Source organism: Salinicola acroporae (genome assembly GCF_003206615.1).
In the GTDB taxonomy this organism is placed as follows: Bacteria; Pseudomonadota; Gammaproteobacteria; order Pseudomonadales; family Halomonadaceae; genus Salinicola; species Salinicola acroporae.
The window spans coordinates 421,506-439,442 of record NZ_PZJW01000002.1; the positions used below are offsets into that span (position 1 = coordinate 421,506).

A 17,937-nucleotide genomic window follows, 5' to 3' on the forward strand; every position below is an offset into this window, starting at 1 on the left:
GAGCGCGTGGACATCAAGACGCTACCGATCGACGCACTCTCGCCGACGTCATTCGCCCCTTATGGCGATGTGATGGGGTGGCCCGCCGATCTTGCCGAAGGCGAGCCGGGATATCGTTCTGCAGCCAGCGATTTCGTCCACCAGCTCAGCTTCGACACCGGCATCGATGGCGGTCCCGCTGAAGTGCTCTGGGTGCACTATCGCGATAACTCATCGCGCATCGACAAGCTGGAGATGCATCGGCTGACCCATCAGGCCGTCGTGCCGATCCACGGCGGCGATCTCGTGCAGATCGTCTGTCTCGATCACGACGGCGGTCCGGATATCGATTCGCTGAAAGCCTTTCGGCTGCCCCAGGGCCTGGGCGTGTCGATGCATCCCGGCTGCTGGCATGCCACGAGGGCACTCGACGGCGAGGTTACGGCGTTGATGCTGACCCGTCACTCCACCACTCGGGAGCTGATCGCCATGCTGACCGAAGGCGCGGCCGGTAGCGAGAGCCGGTTGACACCGCTGCCGGCCGCGATCGAGCTGGATCTCCAACGGTGATGTCGCCACGCGTCGAGATGCATCACGCACCCGGGCCTTAGTCACCTCATCAACGTCCGGACCCACGACGAGCGAGCCGGCCGATCTTGTCGATCAGTCCCAGCGGCGGCATGGCAGGCAGATAGAAGTGCTGCAGTGGCACGCCCGGCCGGCTCGATACCGTCGCTTTCGGCGCGGCATCGGCCTGCGCCCCTCGCGCGGACCGGTATCCGATCGGCATCGTCGCCAACGCGATCGACGCGAAGACGATGAAACAGAAGGCGTAGCCGTGGTTGCCGATCAGGTAGCCTGCCAGTGGCGAACCGACGATCTGGCCCGCCGCGATCATCAAGAACGGCAACCCGAGCCCGATGGCGGGACGGTCACTGTAGAGGCGCACGCCCCAGACCAGATAGATACCCGTGAGCATGATGTAGCTCGCCCCGAACAGGGCGCCTGACCCCAGCGCGGCCGGCAGGCTCGAGGGCATCAGCGCGAGCAGCGACAGCGCAAGTGCCAGCGCGAGCAGCGTTGCCCGGTGCACCCCATTGATGCCGAAGCGGTTGACGAGATCCCCGGCAAGGCCACCGACCAGGCCGGCGACGCCAATCAGAATCCAGACGCTGTTGGCCAGCGCCTGGGAGAACTCCCCCTGCGTCAGCAGCGCCTCGCTCGAGAACGTCCAGTAGGCGGCACTGGCAATGCCCATGCCCATCGCGGCCACCATCACGCGCCAGGCCGAGGCCCGCCGCACTCCTTCTCGGTTCGGCCTGCCCGCTGCCTTCGAGGCGGTGTCGTCACGCGCTTCGCTCGTCCCGGCACGCGGCACGCTGACGAACAACAGCACGGCGTTGAGCAAAGCGGCCACCGCAAAAGCGGCATAGGCGATTCGCCACTGCCCCGTGGCGATAAACGCCACCGGGCCGGAGATGGCGACGCCGAGGCTGGTACCGGCATTGATGACGGTATTGGCCCGGCCCTGGCGGTCGGTTGCGATCGAACTCGAGACGGCCTGGGCCATGGGTGGCGATGCCAGTCCGGTGCTGGCTCCCGCCAGCAGGATGGCGCCGGCCAGCCACGGCGCGCTGGTGCTGACGGAGATGACCGCCATTCCCGTCGCGGCGACCAGGGCCGCGGCAACGGCAATGGCTCGAGCGCCGAGCCGCTCCACCAGTAGCGCGCTGATCACGATGGCGAAACAGTAGCCCACGTAGGCACCGCTGCCGATGGCCCCCGCCATTGTCGAACCCATCCCGACATCCTCGCGCATGCTGGGCAGGAACAGGCCGTAGGCGAAGCGTGCCAGGCCGTAGCTCACACCGATCAGTAGCGTCCCCGCGACGATGAGCCGACGTTCCTGGTGAGTCATGATGCAATCCTCCCTGGCTACCGAATCCGGCTCGAGTGACGATCCCAAGACGACGCCCCTGATGTAAAATGATCGTTTTCCCCACGCTCGTGACACAGCCGCCGACATCGAGCCGGAGAGAGCAATTTCCTGCGGTCAGACCATAGCGGACTCGACCAGCCGCCGCGCCGCTCGCAGAGCCACGTCCACGGTCGCGCTACCCCGATAGGTCGCGGCGTGGGTCACACCTTCGACCAGCAGCAGAATCGATTCGGCCAGTTCGTCGTCGCGACGCCCGGTCTCCGCTTCGACGATCTCTTCGATGCGCTGCCGCAGCCGCGCCTTGTGACGCGTCATGGCCTCGACGATTTCCGGCACGTCGCCGCCGGTCTCGGCCCAACTGCGCAGAAACAGACAGCCCCGCGCGCCCTCGTCGGCGAACCACGCGCCCAGCGCCCCGAACAGGTCATCCAGGCTGACGGCGCTCGCCAGCGAGCGCATGAAGCGACGATCGCGCTCGTCGAGGACGATCGCCAGCAGGCGGTTCTTGCTGCCGACATGCTTGTAGAGCGTGCGGCTGGAGATGCCGGCGCCGTGGGTCAGCCGGTCCATCCCCGTGGCGGTGAAGCCATGGCGATCGAAGAGCTGCTCGGCGGTGTCGATCAGTCGTGTGCGAATGTCCATGACCCCAATGTAAAACGATAACTTTACTCGTGCAAGGCCCGATTCACCGGTCTTCGGCCATCTTCGCGGTCCGCCTGTGCCGGGCGCTTCGCGCAAGGTCGGATCCGCCCCTTGGCAGGAAAATGCTAAGATGCCGCCCCCTTTACCGGAGGCCGCCAACCGTGTCCCGATCCGTTCCCCCTGCTGCTCGATCGCTGCCCGCCTGGCTATGGCTTGTGGCCTTCGGTCTGGCGGCGATCAACTTGCGCGCACCGATCGTGGTGATCGGGCCGGTGCTCGAACCGATCATGGGGACACTGGCCATCGGTGCCGGCACGGCGAGCCTGTTCACCACCGGAATGATTCTCTGCTTCGGCCTGCTGTCGCCGCTGGCGCCGGGGTTCGCCGACCGTGTCGGGCTCGATCGCGCCATCGCCTGCGCGATCACGCTGATCGCTGTCGGCGGCGTGATGCGCGGCGTCGAGAGCCTGACAGTCATGCTGCTCGGCACGCTGTGCGCAGGAATGGGTATCGCCTTCGGCAATGTGTTCATGCCGAGCCTGGTCAAGCGCGATCGCGGTGACCGCCTGGGCCGTACCATGGGTCTCTACACGGTCATGATGGGCGTTGGCGCCACGATCAGCGCCGGGAGCGCCATCCCGCTGATGAACGCCTCGGGAAGCTGGTCCACCCCGATCTGGCTGTGGGCCGCCTTCGGAATCGGATCCGCCATCGTGTGGTGGCGCATGGCGCTGTCGCTGGGGCCCGAGCAACCGACCGCCTCCCGTCGGCCGCCCATGTCGCGCCTGTTCCGCAGTCCGGTGGCGTGGACCCTGACGCTGTTCATGGGCGCCCAGTCACTGAGCTTCTATACGCTGCAGACCTGGGTGCCGGCGGTGGCGATCCAGGCCGGCGTCCCCGAAGCGACCGCGGGGATCATGCTGTCGCTGATCAACCTCACCAGCATTCCGGGCAGCTACATCGTTGCCCGCCTGGCCTCGCGGCTGACCCATCACAGCCTGCTGGTGCTCGGGCTCTGTTCGCTGGTGGCGTTGGCGCTGTTCGGCCTGCTACTGGCACCAGCGGCCTCGCCACTACTGTGGGCGGTGCTGCTGGGCGCCGGCCAGGGCGGCTGTTTCGCCTTCGCGCTGACCATGATCGTGCTGCGTACCCGTCAGCCCCAGCATGCCGCGATGCTCTCGGGGATGTCCCAGAGCATCGGCTATCTGATGGGTGCCAGCGGCCCACTACTGTTCGGCGCCCTGCACGGCCTGAGCGGCGACTGGCAGCTGTCATTGATCTTTCTGATCGTGCTGCTCGCCGGCCAGAGCGTGGCCGGCGTACTGATCGGCCGGCCCAGAATGGTCAAGCTGGGAGACGACTGACCTCCCGGGGAACAGGCTGGCGGCAAACGCTCACCGCCCTTGTCGGCAATCTCTGATACGCTGGCCGGTCGAATGCGGGCAAACTTCGGGATCGTGCTGCAATCGGTGACGGGAACCCGCCCATCAGGCCTCGATTGCCCATCGCAACCTCCTCTCTTCCATCACCGCGCGTCGGGAATCGATATGGACTGGAACGTGGCTTATGTCTGGCTGGCCGTCGCCCTGCTGCTGGGGCTGGCGGAGCTGGCCTCCGGTGCCCTGGTGCTGCTGGCACTGGCGATCGCTGCCGCCATCGCGGCGCTGCTGGCCTGGCTGGGTGCCTCGATGACCTGGCAACTGCTCGGGCTGGGATTTGCAGCCGGCGTGCTGCTGCCGCTGGTGGTCAAGGTGATCCGACCGAGGTTCTCGCCGCCGGGCGTCGACTACGGCACCACCGGCACCGGCGTCGAGAAGGGCAACGAGTACCGCACGCTCAAGCGCGATTTCGATGGCGCGACCGGCCTCAAGATCAATGGCGACTTCTATCGATTGAGAGTCGCCGATACCGATACCACCGAACTGCCGCTCGGCAGCCCGGTCATCTTTCAGCGTTTCGACGGTACCGAAGCCATCGTCACGCTGAAGCGTCCTACGGAGTAACGCTCATGGATCTTCTCGCCAGCCCGGGTCTGATCATCAGCCTGATCATCGTCGCCATCGGCGTGCTGCTCATCGTCAAGGGACTGGTGATCGTTCGCCAGTCGGAGGTGATGGTGGTGGAGCGACTGGGCTCCTTCAACCGACTGCTCGAGAGCGGGATCAACATCATCATCCCATTCATCGAGCAACCCCGTGCCATCAGCATGATCCGCTATCGCAAGCAGGGCGAAGAGTACTACCCCATCGCCACCGACGAGATTCGCATCGACCGTCGCGAGACGGTGATGGACTTCCCGGGCCAGCCGGTGGTGACCACCGACAACGTGACGGTCACGATCAATGGCGCGCTCTACTATCAGATCATCGATCCCAAGCGGGCGGTCTATGAAGTCGCCAACATGAGCCAGGCCGTCGAGGTGCTGGCCAAGACCACGCTGCGTTCGGTAGTGGGCAAGATGGAGCTCGACAAGCTGTTCGAATCCCGCGCCGAGGTCAACAACGCCATACAGTCCGCCATGGAGGAGCCGGCCTCGAAATGGGGCGTCAAGATCTCTCGCGTGGAGGTGCAGGACATCGCCATGCCGGAAGAGGTCGAGAGCGCCATGCGCCTGCAGATGGCGGCTGAGCGTAAACGACGCGCCACCGTGACCGAAGCCGAGGGCGAGAAATCCGCTGCCATCGCCATGGCCCAGGGTCAGCGCGAATCGTCGATTCTCAATGCCGAAGGCGACAAGCAGTCCGCCATTCTGCGCGCCCAGGGCGAACAGGAGTCGATCAAGCTGGTGCTCAGTGCCATCGGCGAGACGGAAGAGAACAAGCGCACCGTGGTGGGTTACCTGCTCGGCCAGAGCTACATCAAGGCCCTGCCGACCATGGCCAAGGATGGCGAGCGCGTGTTCGTCCCCTACGAGTCTTCCGCCCTGCTGGGCAGCATGGGGATGTTCCGCGAGATGGCCGGCTCACCGGAAGAGGTGGTGAGCCAGCACGTCAGAAACCGCCAGAGTGGCGCCGACCTGCGCAGCGGCATGGTCGGTGGCGCCGCGGGGCAAGGCTGAGCGGCAGGCTCATGTCGCCAGTTGAAATGGATAGACGTTGCCGATGCCCAGCAGGCGGGTGAGTTCGTCCAGCGCTGCCAGTGTCTCCTCGGCGAGCTGCGGGTCGGCCAGATCGTCGGGCGTCAGCCGGTCACGGTAGTGACGCTCGACCCACGCCACCAGCTCGGCGTGCAGCCCCTCATCGAGCAGCACGCGCCCGCCCAGGGCGCCGCGCTCCTGCGCCGAGAGCGCCACCCGCAGACGCAGACACGCCGGCCCGCCCCCGTTGCGCATGCTCTGCTTGACGTCCTTGACCAGGATCTCGCCGATCGGGTTGTGCCCGGCCAGCAGCAGATCCTGGATCGCCCGCCACACCGTCTCGTTCTCCTGGCACTCGCCCGGCACCACCAGCGTCATGTCGCCGCCAGGGTTGGTGAGCAGCTGCGAGTTGAACAGATAGGTCGAGACCGCCTCCTCCAGGCTGATCGCCTCGCTGGGGACGCGCACCGGGATCAGCGGCGTGGCCATTCGGCTGCGCAGCGCATCCAGGGTCTGCTCCTCGTCGAGGAACGCCATCTCGTGGTAGAGCAGTACCGGGCCGTTGCCCACCGCGATCACGTCGTTGTGGAACACCCCGGCATCGATCGCCTCGGGGTGCTGCTGGGCGAACACCGTCTGCGCATCAGTCAGGCCGTGCTGACGCGCGATCGCCTGGCTCGCCTCGAGGGTCTGGCGGGCGGGATAACGCTGCGGGCCGCGCTCGCCGCCGAACGCCTGACGCCCGTAGACGTAGAGATGCACGCCGGGCTCGCCGTGGTCGCCGCAGAGCCGGGTGTGGTTGGCCGCGCCCTCGTCGGAGAACGCCGGGGTCGCCGGCAGCGCCGAATGATGGGCGAAGTGCGCCGGATCGCGGAAGATCGCCGCCAGCACCCGGCCCGTGGTCTCCGGCTCGAGATAGCGATGGAAGCTCGACTGCAGATTGGCCGGGGTGAAGTGTACCCGGCCATCCGGCGCATCGGGACTCGGCGTGATCGTCGCCGCATTGGCGGTCCACATCGACGAGGCCGAGCAGACCGCCCGCAGGATCTGCGGTGCTTCTCGCCCGGCCCGCGCCAGCACCTCGGCGTTGCTGCCGGCAAAGCCGAGCGAGCGCAGCGCGCCCAGATCCGGGCGCTGCTGGGGCGGCAGTACGCCCTGGGCGTAGCCGGCATCCATCAGCGACTTCATCTTGGCCAGGCCCTGCAGCGCCGCCTCGCGGGGGTTGGACGCAAGCCCGCCATGGCGCATCGAGGCCACGTTGCCGTGAGCCAACCCGGCGTAGTTGTGGGTCGGTCCGACCAGGCCGTCGAAGTTGACCTCGAGGACGTCGTCCTTCACACCGTCGCGGCTCATAGCGTGACTCCGGGCGGCAGCTCCGCGGGCATGGTCAGCGTATCCGCTTCCATCGAGGCGACCGGATAGGCGCAGTAATCCGCTGCGTAGTAGGCGCTGGGGCGATGATTGCCGCTGTCGCCGATGCCGCCGAAGGGAGCATCGCTGGAGGCCCCGGTGGTCTGGCGATTCCAATTGACGATGCCGGCGCGAATTCGCAGCAGAAAGTCGTCCCAGTCGGCCTGATCGCCGCCGATCAGACCGGCGGAGAGCCCATAGCGGGTGTCGTTGGCCAGTGCGATCGCCTCATCCCAGCCCGTGTAGCGATGGATCTTGAGCAGCGGACCGAAATGCTCCTCGTCGGGTACGTCGCAGCCGGTGACATCCACCAGGCCCGGTGACAATAGGCTGGTCCCCGCCTGCAGTGACTGCATCCGCACCAGCACGCGCCCGCCTCGGGCTTCGAGGTCACGCTGCGCTTCGAGCAACCCCTCCGCGGCCTGGGGGCTGACCAGCCCGGCGTAGAACGGCGCCGGTTCGCTGAAAGGTTCCGCCACGCGCAGTTCGGCCATGGTTCGTGCCAGCTTTTCGACCAGTCGATCGCCAGCCTCGCCTTCCGGCACGATCAGGCGGCGGGCACAGGTGCAGCGCTGGCCACCGGAGAGAAATGCCGACTGCACGACGGTCAGCACCGCCGCATCGAGATCACGCACATCCTTGACCACCAGCGGGTTATTGCCGCCCAGCTCCAGGGCCAGGATCTTGCCGACCTGACCGCCGAACTGGCGGTGAAGCAGGCCGCCGACCTTGGCGCTGCCGGTGAACAGCAGGCCGTCGATAGCGGCGCTGCCCGCCAATGCCTGCCCGACTTCCGCCGCACCCTGGACCAGATCGATCACGCCGGCGGGCAGCCCCGCCCGCTCCCAGCACTGCAGCGTCAGGTCGGCGGTCATCGGCGTCTGCTCGCTGGGCTTGAACACCACGCAATTGCCCGCCAGCAACGCCGGCACGATATGCCCATTGGGCAGGTGGCCCGGAAAGTTGTAGGGGCCGAAGACCGCCAGCACCCCGTGAGGGCGATGGCGCAGCACGGCCCGCGTGCCACTGGCATCGCGGGCACGCTCGCCGGTGCGCTCGTGGTAGGCGGTGAGCGAGATCGCGATCTTGCCGATCATCGCGCCCACTTCGGTGCGCGCCTCCCAGATCGGCTTGCCGGTCTCAAAGGCGATGCTCCGGGCCAGCGGTTCACGATTGGCTTCCAGCTCGTCCCGGAAGCGCTCGACGATGGCCTGGCGCTCGGCGAATGGCCGCCGCCCCCAGCCTGGGAACGCACGCCGCGCCGCCGCGATCGCTTCGTCGACCTGCTCGGGAGACGCCGCCGCGGCCTGCCACAGCAAGTCACCCGAGACGGGATCGCGCTTGTCGAAACGCGTGGCGGCGCCGTCGATCCAGCGGCCGTCGATCAGCAGTTGTTGTTTGGCGTGCATTAGGTCGCTCCTGATGATTCATGGGTAAGCCATAAGCCATAAGCCGCAAGCCGCAAGCCGCAAGCCGCAAGCCAAAGTCAAACCACCACCACGAAATCCAACAATCGGTTTTTCGCTTTTGACCTTTCTTACGGCTTAAAGCTGGTTTTCCTTACAGCTTATAGCTCCCGGCGCAGCCGGGTTACGTTTCCAGCACCCGCAGCGCGTCGCCGCTGGTCACGCCCAGCCGCTCGGCTTCCGCGCTGGTGAGCGCGATCACCCCATCCTCGTCGGGTCCGCGCCCGATCCAGCTGCAGCGGAAGTCGCTCATGCCGGTGGTCGCGGCCATCCAGCCGGGGCGTTCGGGCTGAGCGAGAGAGTCGCCGCTGACTTCCACCGTGACGCAGGACGAGTGGCGAATGGCGCGGACGTCGTCGATGTAGGCCTCGACCGTGGGGCCACCGTCGAAGATGTCGATGTAGCCTTCCCAGCGCAGCCCTTCCTTCTTGAGCATCTCCAGCGCGGGCCGGGTGTGCTCGTGGACCTGGCCGATGCACTCCCGCGCCGCCTGAGGCAGGAACGGCGTGTAGATCGGGTACTTCGGCATCAGTTCGCCGATAAAGCTCTTCTGGCCCAGCCCGGTGAGCTGGTCGGCCTGCTTGAACTCCATCGGGAAGAAGTGGCTGCCGAGGCTCTCCCAGAACGGGCTGACGCCCTCCGGGCTGAACACGCCGCGCATTTCCGCCAGCACCTTGGCCGGAAAGCAGTCGCGAAACTCCGCCATGAACAGCCAGCGCGCCTTGGAGAGCAGCGTGCCGTTGCGATCGCGGCGATAGGCCGGACGCAGGAACAGCGAAGCCACCTCGGCATCGCCGGTGTGATCCGAACTCAGAAACAGCGTATCGATGGTGCGATGCAGATCGAGCTGAACCGATGAGTGGGCCAGCTTGCCGACACGGTAGTGATAGAACGGTGTCTCGCGGCCAACCTCGGCCTCGATCGCGCAGCATCCGGCCAGTTCGCCGTTCTGCTCATCCTCGAGTACGAAGAAATAGAGTCGCTCCGACTCGGGGACTCGGCCCTCGAAAGCCGCCACCGCGTTGGCGATCTTGGCTGCCAGGAATTCTCGGCTGTTGGGCAGCGAGGTGAAACCGACCCCGGTTTCCTGGGCCAGTGCCTGCAGCTCGTCGATATCGTGGTGCCCAATGGGTCGCAGGCGCATTACAGTTCTCCCTCGTCCAACGCGTCTTCGACATCGGGTAACGCCAGCGGCGCGACCAGTACCGCACGCCCCTCCTCGACGCCAAGCAGTGCTGCCTGCTCCTCGGACAGCAGCAGTTGGCCGGTCGGCGTGAGCGCGTAGCGCGCCACGGTGCAGCGGAAGTCCGCCAACTGCTGGTTGGCCACCATCGCCGGCTCCGCATCCGGCAACGAGGCGGCCGGACGGATCCGTACCGGGTGCCAGCCACAGTGGGTCAGCGTATGCAGCCGCTGGCGCTCTCCCCTTACCACCGGCCCCGCGTCGAAGATATCGACATGGCGCGACCGCACGAATCCCTCGGCCAGCATCTCCTGCAACGCCTGCTCGTGGGCCGGATGCTCGCGGCCGATCGCGGCCCGGGCCTGCGGCGTCAGCAGCGGCAGATAGAGCGGGAACTGCGGCATCACCTCGGCAATGAAGCTCTTCGAGCGCACGCCCGCCAACAGGTTGATCTCGTGGTAGCCCTGCTCGAAGAAATGTCGGCCGACACTGTCCCAGAACGGCGATCCGCCCTCCTCATCCAGATAGCCCGGAAAGGCGACGCCCAGCGTTTCCGCGAAGCGCTCGGGGTACTGGGCGATGAACATCAGCCGGGCCCGTCTCAGCAGGGTTGCCGCGCTGGTGCCGCGGTAGCGCGCGTCCAGCGACAGCGCACACAGCAGCGACACCTCGGACATCTCGTGGGAGAGCGACAGCGTCTGCACCTCGTGGCGCAGGTTGAGCTGCTGAGAGGCGTGGATCAGGGTTTCCTGGCGGTAGGTGTAATAGGCGTCCTGCGCTCCCGCCTGGGCCCGAATGCTGGCGGTACCGACGATCTCGCCCAGATCCCGGTCCTCGAGCACGAAGGTGTAGAGTTCGTCGCCGGGGAAATCGACGTTATGGGAGAGTGCGCGGGTCGAGCGGGCGATTCGCTCCTCCAGCCGGTCGCGATGGGCAGGCAGGTTGGTCAACCTGGGTGTGGAGCCGCCGGCGAGCCGCTCGATCGCCGCCAGGTCGCCCGGCCGGGCCGGACGAACCAGCAGGTGACCGACGCTACGTGACGCGCCCTGCTCCATCGCACCTGAAACCACGTCGGCGTCGATCATGACGGCTCGACGAGTTGCCCGATGGCGATCTCGAGACGCGCCATACCCTCCTGGACGTCGGCTTCCGGGATCACCAGCGACGGCGCCATGCGCAGAACGTTGGGGCCGGCGACCAGCACCATCAAGCCCTGTTCGATGGCCAGCGGCAGAATATCCCGCGCCCGGCCCTCGAAGTCGTCGCTCATCTCGGCACCGATCAGCAGCCCCATGCCGCGAATCTCCTTGAACACGCCGAACTTGCGATTGATCACTTCGAGATGTTCGCGGAAGAGCTGATGACGACGCTCGACCCCAGCCAGCACCTCCGGCGTGTCGATAGTGGTCAGCGCCGCCAGTCCCACCGCGCAGGCCAGTGCGTTGCCGCCGTAGGTGGAACCATGGGTGCCCACCGCCAGCGATGGCGCCACCCGGTCGGTGGTCAGCATGGCGCCGATCGGGAAGCCGCCGCCCAGCGCCTTGGCCGTGGTCAGGATGTCCGGCGTCACGCCGTAGTGCATGTAGGCGTAGAGCTTGCCGCTGCGGCCGACGCCGGATTGCACCTCGTCTACGACCAGCAGCGCCTGGTGTCGGTCGCACAGTTCGCGCAAACCGCGCATGAACTCAGGCGTCGCCGGCGTCACGCCGCCCTCGCCCTGGATCGGCTCGACCACGATGGCGCAGGTATCGTCGTCGATCAGCGCGCGCACGCTGTCGAGATCGTTGAACTCGGCATGCACGATGCCCCCCGGGATCGGACCGAAGCCCTCGGAGTACTTGGGCTGACCGCCGACGCTGACGGTGAACAGCGTGCGGCCGTGGAACGCCTGCTTGAACGAGATGATCTTGTGCTTGCGCTCGCCGAAGTTGTCGAACGCCCACCGCCGTGCCAGCTTGAACGCCGCTTCGTTGGCTTCACCGCCGGAAGAGCAGAAGTACGCCTTGTCGGCGAAGGTCCGCTCGACCATTTGCTTGGCCAGCGCCAGTGCCGGCTCGTTGGTGTAGACGTTGGAGAGATGCCACAGCTTCTTGGCCTGCTCGGTCAGCGCGCCGACCAGCGCCGGATGGCAATGCCCTAGCGCATTGACCGCGATACCGCCGGCGAAATCGATGTACTCCTTGCCCGCCTGATCCCACAGTCGGCTACCTTCGCCGCGCACCGGAATCGCCTGTTGTGGCGAATAGTTGGGGGTCATGTAGTGGTCGAAATCGTCACGTGTCGGGCTCGCGGCCATGTCTCTCTCCCTGGAAGTTTAGGGAAGCACTGCATAAATGCCTGCGCAGGCGAATCGCTGCGTTGCGCGGTGCTCGGAATCCTCACCTATACCCCATAGGCTCCGGCTCCTGCGCTCCGTGCGTCTTGCGCTTCATCCTGCTCGTCGATCTATTCAGCGTTTCCTTAGGGTTGTTTCAGTTGAGTATAAGGAGGCGGCAGTCAGGCGGCTTTCAGCAATGGGACGGCGAATTGCGAAAAGCGTCCCACGCTGAAAGACCTCACGGGGTTGTGTTCGCTGCCAATGCCCCGATCTCGAAGTGTACCCCCGCGACTTTCGTCGGAGCCATCACCCTCGCTCTCGAGACGGCGTGACTCGCGCGAAACGCAGACCACAGCGCAGGACAGAGGAGAGATCTGATGAAAATCGATCTGACAGGCAAGACCGCCATCGTCACCGGCTCCACCGCCGGCATCGGACTGGCCATCGCCGAGGGGCTGGCCGGCGCCGGTGCAGCCGTCACCGTCACCGGGCGTACCCAGGCGCGGGTCGACGACGCCATCGCCCAGCTCGAGCGCAAGCTCCCGGATGCAACCGTGGACGGGGTCGCGGCGGACCTGGGGACGGCCGAGGGTTGCCGCACACTCATCGACCAGAAGCCCTCCTGCGACATCCTGATCAATAACGTCGGCATCTTCGGGCCCAAGGACTTCTTCGAGATCCCGGATGAGGAGTGGCAGCAGTTCTTCGACGTCAACGTGATGAGCGCGGTGCGGCTGTCGCGTCACTACGCCAAGGGAATGAAAGAGCGCGACTGGGGCCGAATCCAGTTCCTGTCGAGCGAGTCCGCGCTCAACATTCCCGCCGAGATGGTCCACTACGGCATGACCAAGAGCGCGGTACAGTCGATCTCCCGCGGATTGGCCAAGGTGCTCGCCGGCACCCAAGTCACGGTCAACGCCGTGCTTCCCGGACCGACCAAGTCCGAGGGCGTCGGCAAGATGATCGCCGATATCGCTCGCCAGCAGGGCATCAGCGAGGCCGAGGCGGAAGCCAACTTCGTCAAGGAGAATCGGCCGTCGTCGATCATCCAGCGCGTGGCCGAAGTCGAGGAAGTCGCCAATCTCAGTGTCTATCTCGCCTCGCCCCAGGCCAGCGCCACCACCGGCGCCGCGATGCGGGTGGAGGGCGGCATCGTCGATACCATGGCCTGAAGCCGCGAGCCGCGATAGCCAGCCTGCGCCCGCGGTTTGCCGTAAAGCAGAAAGCCAGCGACATCTGTCGCTGGCTTTCTTCTTAGCTCGTAGCTCGTAGCCACGCTGCCAAGCGCAGCCCGTCTCAGCCCTCGTAGCGCTTGAAGATAGCGCTGGCGTTCACTCCGCCAAACCCGAAGCCGTTACAGATCGCATGCTCCATCGGCATCTTGCGCGACTCGCCGTGAACCACGTCCAGATCCGCCGCCATCGGGTCGGGTTCGGTGTAGTTGCGGGTCAGCGGTGCCACCTGATCGTGTAGCGCCATCACGGTGAAGATCGCCTCCACCCCGCCGGCAGCGCCCAGCAGGTGGCCCGTGGTCGCCTTGGTGGCGCTGATCGCCGGCGAGTGATCGCCGAACAGGCCATGGATCGCCGCCAATTCCCCACGATCGCCCACCGGCGTCGAGGTGGCGTGGGCGTTGAGGTGCTGGATATCGCTCGCCTCCAGCCCGGCTTGGCGCAGCGCAATCTTCATCGCCCGTGCCGCGCCGGAGCCATCTTCCGGACCGGCGGTCATGTGGTAGGCGTCGGAGGTGGTGCCGTAGCCGACCAGTTCCGCGATCGGTGTGGCGCCACGCGCCAGCGCGTGCTCGAGCGTCTCGATCACGATCAGCCCGGCACCCTCGCCCATGACGAAGCCGTCCCGCGCCTGATCGAAGGGACGGGAAGCCTGCTCGGGGGTGTCGTTGAAATGGCTCGACAGCGCCTTGGCGGCGGCAAAGCCACCGAGGCTGACACGATCGATACACGCTTCACTGCCGCCGCAGAGGGCGACATCGGCTTCGCCTGCGTGAATCATCCGTGCGGCGTCGCCGATCGCCTGCAGGCCGGCGGCGCAGGCGGTCACCGGCGCCCCGAGCGGACCCTTGAAGCCATGGCGAATCGACACCTGGCCACACGCCAGGTTGGCCAGGAACGAGGGAATCGTGAACGGCGACAAGCGGCGGGGGCCACGGCTGTCGGTGGTGCGCACGGCATCGGCAATCGCCGGGAAGCCGCCGATGCCCGAGCCGATCAGGGTCGCGGTGCGCTCCTGTTCCGCTTCCGTCTTCGGATACCAGTTGGCCTGGGCCAGCGCCTCTTCCGCCGCCGCGACGGCCATCTGGATGAAGCGGTCCATCTTGCGCCGCTCCTTCGGATCCATGGTGGCGTCGGGGTCGAAACCCGCGCTGTCCTCGGCGATCGTCGGCACCGGCCCGCCGACGCCGGCCGCCAGCCCCTCGACGATCTCCGCCGGCAGCTTGCGCAGACCGGAAGCGCCCGACAGCAGGCGCTGCCATACCGTCTCGACGCCACAACCCAGTGGCGTGAGAAGCCCCATACCGGTCACTACGATACGTCGCATGACGATGTCCTTTCATTCATTGATCGAGTCACTCGCCGCCATGGCGGCCCGGCAGTCGGCGCGCGCCGCCGCTGGCTGCGAGTCGGGAAAATCGCCTCGTCCGAGGGCGTTGCGCATACGTTCGACACGGGCATGGACCGCCGGATTGGCATCGGGCCCCGGGGCCAGACACACGTCTCCAGGCGACAGTGGTCGATCGTGGCATCGGTCGTAGAGGATTGGCTCGACAGGGTCCAGGGTCCGTCGATCGACAAGCTGAAAGCCGCTGGCTTCGATCGGCAGATGCTGCTCGCCCCAGCGGTAGAGCGTCAGGATAACCGGAGCGAGATCGTGGCCCTTGGCCGTCAGATGATACTCGTGACGCGGCGGATGCCGCTGATAGCAGCGTTTCTCGAGCAGTTCGTTGGAGACCATGCGCTCCAGCCGTCGCGTCAGCATGCTGGAAGCGATACCCAGGCCGCGCTGGAACTCGTCGAAACGACGCGCGCCCTGCATGGCGTCGCGCAGGATCAGCAGGGTCCAGCTGTCGCCAACGCACGTCAGCGCGCGGGCTACCGGGCAGAGGGGTGAGCTATCATCGGTCACTTTCATTATGGAAGCGACTCTACCGAATTTTCCGCCACAAGGGAATCCCGTCCGGGACCGCCATCACGAAATCCCCCCGCTATTCGCCGGACGACACTGCCGGAAGGCGCATGCACACCCTCGGCAGCCGTTCACCACGACGCTCGACCCACTCCTCGCCGAGGGTCTCCCAGCCGCGCCCGGAGAGCGAGGACGCCAACATGAGGCTGGCTTCGATCGACACCTCCGCGACGCCTGCTTCCCGTACCGCCTTGACGGACAGCGCCAGCAGGCGTGCGCCTATCCCCTGGCGCGCTACCGACGGCCAGACATAGAGCGTCTCGATGCGGCCAGCCGTGGCATCGCGCTCGCAAAAGCCGATGCAGTGGCCATCACACTCGGCGACCAGCGTCGGATAGAGGGCCTGACGTGCCGCCCACGCCTCCGCGGTGCGCGGCAGCGAGCCGGCCCAGGCCTCGCGCTGGGCCAGCGTGTAGTGTCCGGCGGCCCCCTCCATGATCGCATGGTGAAAGACCTCGGCCTGATCCGAGGCGTCTCTGGGCAGGGCCTGGCGAAAGCGAATTCGTTCGAGCATGGCGATCTCTCTCCTGCCATCGAGGATGGCATGGCGGCCGTCTCAAGCCGTTACAGCGTCGACGAGCGTCTCGAAGCGTGGAAACCGAAGCGCGATATCGCTCGCCGTCGCGATCACGTCATGGGACGGGACATTGCACATCGTCATCACCAGGAAGTCGGGCTCCGGGCCGATATCCAGCCAGTGCGGCAGCCCTGCCGGCACCGAGATCAGATCGCCCCGGTCGCAGCCGACGACATACACCCGATGGTCGAGATGAAAGTAGAAGATCGCCTGCCCCCTCAAAAACAGATGCCAGGCCTCCTCATCGCTCGCCGACTCGGTGCACAACAACTCTCGCCTGAGCTCGAGATCGGGGTATTGCGGGCTCATGCCGCGCAGGTCGCAATAACGGCGGCCGCTCAGTTGCTGGATCTCCTCCGCCGCATCGTTGTTCAGCACCATGAGCTGGCGACGATCGACACCGACCGGTAGCTCCGTCAACTCGAGCCGATCGAAATAGACCTCGATGGAGCTGAGTTCGAGAGAGATACGATAGGCATCGTGGCTGCTCAACAGCGGCTGATCACCGTCCGCCTCGTGATATACATGCAAGAAACTCATCCAACACCTCTCCTTGGTATCATGCGAGCCTTAACCACTCTCGTGCCCGGTGAGCTTGGGGGCTGTCGACGTCTCGACCACGGCCACGCCGGCACCGCAACCCGGTTCGCGCCGATACGTCGACAGCCCTAACGTCACTGCAGTATGGCACCAATACCCAATTTCACCTTGAGAAGCGTGATTCGATGACACCAGCGCCCCGCCATGGCTCCCCTTCGCCCGATGACACCCTCACGCTGGAGGCGATCGGTCACGTGGCCAGCGACTATCCCGACAAGTTCGGAGTCCCCCGGCAACCTGGGCTGGCGCCGTCGGCGCGGGCGATTCTATATCTGGCGCGGCCTTTCGACGACCCGCTTGCCGTCGAGGGCCTCGAGACAATGAGCCATCTCTGGCTGACGTTCCTCTTCGATCGCAGCCCGCTGACGTGGAAACCGCGGGTTCGGCCGCCGCGCCTGGGCGGCAATCGTCGTGTCGGCGTATTCGCCAGTCGAAGCACTCACCGTCCCAATCGACTGGGCCAGTCACTGGTGGAACTGGTCGAGGTGGAGTGCAGCCCGCGCCCTTCGCGGGCCCGTTCGCCGATCGCCGGTTCGCGCCTGGCCGGGCACGAGAGCCGGGTCAAGCTGCACCTGCGGGGGCACGATCTGTGCGATGCCACCCCGATCCTCGACATCAAGCCGTATCTCCCCTGGGCGGAGTCCCGCCCCGACGCCGATGCCGGTTTCGCCCCCGCCTCGCCGCCCCGCTGCCGCGTCGTCTTCGATGCTGCTGCCGGCGAAGCGCTTCGTCGGCACGCCGACGGCCAGTCGCTGGCTCGGCTGATCGAGGAGGTACTGGCGCAGGATCCGCGCCCCGCCTACCACGGCAGCGCCACGGCCCGGCAGGGCGCCTCGAGGCCGTATGGCGTCCTGCTGCGCGACGTCAACGTTCGCTTTCTGGTCGACGAGCGCGACGGCGACACCGAAATTCGGGTAGCAGCGATCGAGCCGCGCTGACTGGCTCAGCGCAGCAGTCGCTCGAGCACCAGGCTGGCCGGCTCGCCCGGCGTGTCTTCCAGCGTGCCGACGTCGCGGAAGCCCAGCTTGTGCAGGACCCGAACCGATTTCGCGTGCTGCGGGCGAACCAGGCCGTGCACCCTGTCCGCCGCCAGTCGCTCGGCCGCGTAGTCGATCGCCCCCTGGCCCATCTCGGTGGCATACCCCTTGCCCCACGCGGCGTGACAGAAGCGATATCCCAGGTTCAGAATCCAGCCCCAACCCGCCTCTTTCGTCCAGCCCAGGCCGCCAAAGCCGATGACGCCTCCCGGATTCGCCTTCTCCTCGATGGCCCATATCCCGAAGCCGTGGCGCTGCCAGTGGTCGAGCCACCCGCTCAACACCGCCATCGATACCGTGGCGTCGGTATGGGGGCCGGCTGGATTGAAGCGGTGGGTCTCGGGATCGCCGTAGATGGCGAACAGCCGCGGTCCATCGGCGCTATCCGGCTTCCTCAGGATCAGTCGATCGGTCTCATGGCGTGTCATGTTTCACCTCGTCATTGGCCCGTTGGCGGTGTAGACGCCCCGGTCGGCGCTGGCAAGCCCGTCCAGATGCCGCTAGGCT

At 66.3% G+C, this 17,937-nt stretch carries 18 protein-coding genes; 6 read left to right on the forward strand and 12 right to left on the reverse strand.

What is annotated here, in order from left to right; genetic code table 11:
- Positions 1–6 precede the first annotated feature (6 nt).
- The gene (locus DOM54_RS03110; RefSeq protein ID WP_206018988.1) at positions 7–549 is read left to right on the forward strand and encodes an ureidoglycolate lyase; all 543 of its coding nucleotides are present in this window, start codon (positions 7–9) and stop codon (positions 547–549) included.
- Between the two features lie 49 nt (positions 550–598).
- On the opposite strand, the gene DOM54_RS03115 is transcribed toward DOM54_RS03110, so the two are convergent.
- Positions 599–1,897, reverse strand: a complete 1,299-nt coding sequence (locus tag DOM54_RS03115) for an MFS transporter (RefSeq protein ID WP_162619746.1) — start codon at positions 1,895–1,897, stop codon at positions 599–601.
- 135 nt (positions 1,898–2,032) lie between these two features.
- Positions 2,033–2,560 (reverse strand): TetR/AcrR family transcriptional regulator, encoded by a 528-nt coding sequence (locus DOM54_RS03120; protein ID WP_110714926.1) that lies wholly within the window; start codon positions 2,558–2,560, stop codon positions 2,033–2,035.
- A gap of 161 nt (positions 2,561–2,721) precedes the next feature.
- On the opposite strand from DOM54_RS03120, the gene DOM54_RS03125 reads away from it, so the two are divergent.
- The 3 genes from DOM54_RS03125 (at position 2,722) to DOM54_RS03135 (ending at position 5,618) form a co-directional block, all read left to right on the forward strand.
- Complete coding sequence (locus DOM54_RS03125; RefSeq protein WP_240613740.1) at positions 2,722–3,924, forward strand: CynX/NimT family MFS transporter; 1,203 nt, start codon at positions 2,722–2,724, stop codon at positions 3,922–3,924.
- Between the two features lie 183 nt (positions 3,925–4,107).
- Positions 4,108–4,563, forward strand: a complete 456-nt coding sequence (locus DOM54_RS03130) for a nodulation efficiency, NfeD-like protein (protein WP_110714928.1) — start codon at positions 4,108–4,110, stop codon at positions 4,561–4,563.
- A 5-nt stretch (positions 4,564–4,568) separates the two neighbouring features.
- A complete protein-coding gene (locus tag DOM54_RS03135; RefSeq protein WP_110714929.1) occupies positions 4,569–5,618 on the forward strand; it encodes an SPFH domain-containing protein in 1,050 nt (349 codons plus the stop codon).
- Positions 5,619–5,627: 9 nt separating this feature from the next.
- On the opposite strand, the gene astB is transcribed toward DOM54_RS03135, so the two are convergent.
- From astB to DOM54_RS03160, 5 genes are all read right to left on the reverse strand, one after another.
- Positions 5,628–6,989: an N-succinylarginine dihydrolase gene (gene astB / locus DOM54_RS03140; protein WP_110714930.1), complete on the reverse strand. Its 1,362-nt coding sequence runs from the start codon at positions 6,987–6,989 to the stop codon at positions 5,628–5,630.
- Positions 6,986–8,455 (reverse strand): succinylglutamate-semialdehyde dehydrogenase, encoded by a 1,470-nt coding sequence (astD, locus tag DOM54_RS03145; protein WP_110714931.1) that lies wholly within the window; start codon positions 8,453–8,455, stop codon positions 6,986–6,988. Before astD ends, astB begins: the two co-directional genes overlap by 4 nt.
- Before the next feature lie 181 nt (positions 8,456–8,636).
- Positions 8,637–9,656 (reverse strand): arginine N-succinyltransferase, encoded by a 1,020-nt coding sequence (astA, locus tag DOM54_RS03150; RefSeq protein WP_110714932.1) that lies wholly within the window; start codon positions 9,654–9,656, stop codon positions 8,637–8,639.
- Complete coding sequence (locus DOM54_RS03155) at positions 9,656–10,750, reverse strand: arginine N-succinyltransferase (RefSeq protein WP_110715111.1); 1,095 nt, start codon at positions 10,748–10,750, stop codon at positions 9,656–9,658. The genes astA and DOM54_RS03155 overlap by 1 nt, the downstream gene beginning before the upstream one ends.
- 26 nt (positions 10,751–10,776) lie before the next feature.
- A complete protein-coding gene (locus tag DOM54_RS03160) occupies positions 10,777–11,991 on the reverse strand; it encodes an aspartate aminotransferase family protein (protein ID WP_110714933.1) in 1,215 nt (404 codons plus the stop codon).
- 398 nt (positions 11,992–12,389) lie between these two features.
- Between DOM54_RS03160 and DOM54_RS03165 the strand changes: the two genes are divergently transcribed.
- Positions 12,390–13,184 carry an SDR family NAD(P)-dependent oxidoreductase gene (locus DOM54_RS03165; protein ID WP_110714934.1) on the forward strand — a complete coding sequence of 265 codons (795 nt, stop codon included), beginning with the start codon at positions 12,390–12,392 and terminating at the stop codon, positions 13,182–13,184.
- Positions 13,185–13,308: 124 nt separating this feature from the next.
- Here DOM54_RS03165 and fabF read toward each other — a convergent pair whose 3' ends face one another.
- From fabF to DOM54_RS03185, 4 genes are all read right to left on the reverse strand, one after another.
- The gene (fabF, locus tag DOM54_RS03170) at positions 13,309–14,571 is read right to left on the reverse strand and encodes a beta-ketoacyl-ACP synthase II (protein WP_110714935.1); all 1,263 of its coding nucleotides are present in this window, start codon (positions 14,569–14,571) and stop codon (positions 13,309–13,311) included.
- 12 nt (positions 14,572–14,583) lie between these two features.
- The gene (locus DOM54_RS03175; protein ID WP_110714936.1) at positions 14,584–15,162 is read right to left on the reverse strand and encodes a winged helix-turn-helix transcriptional regulator; all 579 of its coding nucleotides are present in this window, start codon (positions 15,160–15,162) and stop codon (positions 14,584–14,586) included.
- A 73-nt stretch (positions 15,163–15,235) separates the two neighbouring features.
- Positions 15,236–15,730 (reverse strand): GNAT family N-acetyltransferase, encoded by a 495-nt coding sequence (locus DOM54_RS03180; RefSeq protein ID WP_110714937.1) that lies wholly within the window; start codon positions 15,728–15,730, stop codon positions 15,236–15,238.
- Between the two features lie 42 nt (positions 15,731–15,772).
- Positions 15,773–16,333 carry a cupin gene (locus DOM54_RS03185; RefSeq protein ID WP_110714938.1) on the reverse strand — a complete coding sequence of 187 codons (561 nt, stop codon included), beginning with the start codon at positions 16,331–16,333 and terminating at the stop codon, positions 15,773–15,775.
- Positions 16,334–16,518: 185 nt separating this feature from the next.
- Here DOM54_RS03185 and tsaA point away from each other — a divergent pair, with 185 nt between their 5' ends.
- Positions 16,519–17,331 carry a tRNA (N6-threonylcarbamoyladenosine(37)-N6)-methyltransferase TrmO gene (tsaA, locus tag DOM54_RS03190; RefSeq protein WP_110714939.1) on the forward strand — a complete coding sequence of 271 codons (813 nt, stop codon included), beginning with the start codon at positions 16,519–16,521 and terminating at the stop codon, positions 17,329–17,331.
- A 5-nt stretch (positions 17,332–17,336) separates the two neighbouring features.
- Here the strand turns inward: tsaA and DOM54_RS03195 are convergent, their stop codons facing one another.
- Positions 17,337–17,858 (reverse strand): GNAT family N-acetyltransferase, encoded by a 522-nt coding sequence (locus DOM54_RS03195; RefSeq protein ID WP_110714940.1) that lies wholly within the window; start codon positions 17,856–17,858, stop codon positions 17,337–17,339.
- Between the last annotated feature and the right edge of the window lie 79 nt (positions 17,859–17,937).

What these genes read in the sequence shown, in the direction of transcription:
- DOM54_RS03115 (WP_162619746.1), bottom strand. Translation starts at nt 1,897, where the DNA reads ATGACTCACCAGGAACGTCGGCTCATCGTCGCGGGGACGCTACTGATC.
- DOM54_RS03120 (WP_110714926.1), bottom strand. Translation starts at nt 2,560, where the DNA reads ATGGACATTCGCACACGACTGATCGACACCGCCGAGCAGCTCTTCGAT.
- DOM54_RS03130 (WP_110714928.1), top strand. Translation starts at nt 4,108, where the DNA reads ATGGACTGGAACGTGGCTTATGTCTGGCTGGCCGTCGCCCTGCTGCTG.
- DOM54_RS03135 (WP_110714929.1), top strand. Translation starts at nt 4,569, where the DNA reads ATGGATCTTCTCGCCAGCCCGGGTCTGATCATCAGCCTGATCATCGTC.
- astB (WP_110714930.1), bottom strand. Translation starts at nt 6,989, where the DNA reads ATGAGCCGCGACGGTGTGAAGGACGACGTCCTCGAGGTCAACTTCGAC.
- astD (WP_110714931.1), bottom strand. Translation starts at nt 8,455, where the DNA reads ATGCACGCCAAACAACAACTGCTGATCGACGGCCGCTGGATCGACGGC.
- astA (WP_110714932.1), bottom strand. Translation starts at nt 9,656, where the DNA reads ATGCGCCTGCGACCCATTGGGCACCACGATATCGACGAGCTGCAGGCA.
- DOM54_RS03155 (WP_110715111.1), bottom strand. Translation starts at nt 10,750, where the DNA reads ATGGAGCAGGGCGCGTCACGTAGCGTCGGTCACCTGCTGGTTCGTCCG.
- DOM54_RS03160 (WP_110714933.1), bottom strand. Translation starts at nt 11,991, where the DNA reads ATGGCCGCGAGCCCGACACGTGACGATTTCGACCACTACATGACCCCC.
- DOM54_RS03165 (WP_110714934.1), top strand. Translation starts at nt 12,390, where the DNA reads ATGAAAATCGATCTGACAGGCAAGACCGCCATCGTCACCGGCTCCACC.
- fabF (WP_110714935.1), bottom strand. Translation starts at nt 14,571, where the DNA reads ATGCGACGTATCGTAGTGACCGGTATGGGGCTTCTCACGCCACTGGGT.
- DOM54_RS03175 (WP_110714936.1), bottom strand. Translation starts at nt 15,162, where the DNA reads ATGAAAGTGACCGATGATAGCTCACCCCTCTGCCCGGTAGCCCGCGCG.
- DOM54_RS03180 (WP_110714937.1), bottom strand. Translation starts at nt 15,730, where the DNA reads ATGCTCGAACGAATTCGCTTTCGCCAGGCCCTGCCCAGAGACGCCTCG.
- DOM54_RS03185 (WP_110714938.1), bottom strand. Translation starts at nt 16,333, where the DNA reads ATGAGTTTCTTGCATGTATATCACGAGGCGGACGGTGATCAGCCGCTG.
- tsaA (WP_110714939.1), top strand. Translation starts at nt 16,519, where the DNA reads ATGACACCAGCGCCCCGCCATGGCTCCCCTTCGCCCGATGACACCCTC.
- DOM54_RS03195 (WP_110714940.1), bottom strand. Translation starts at nt 17,858, where the DNA reads ATGACACGCCATGAGACCGATCGACTGATCCTGAGGAAGCCGGATAGC.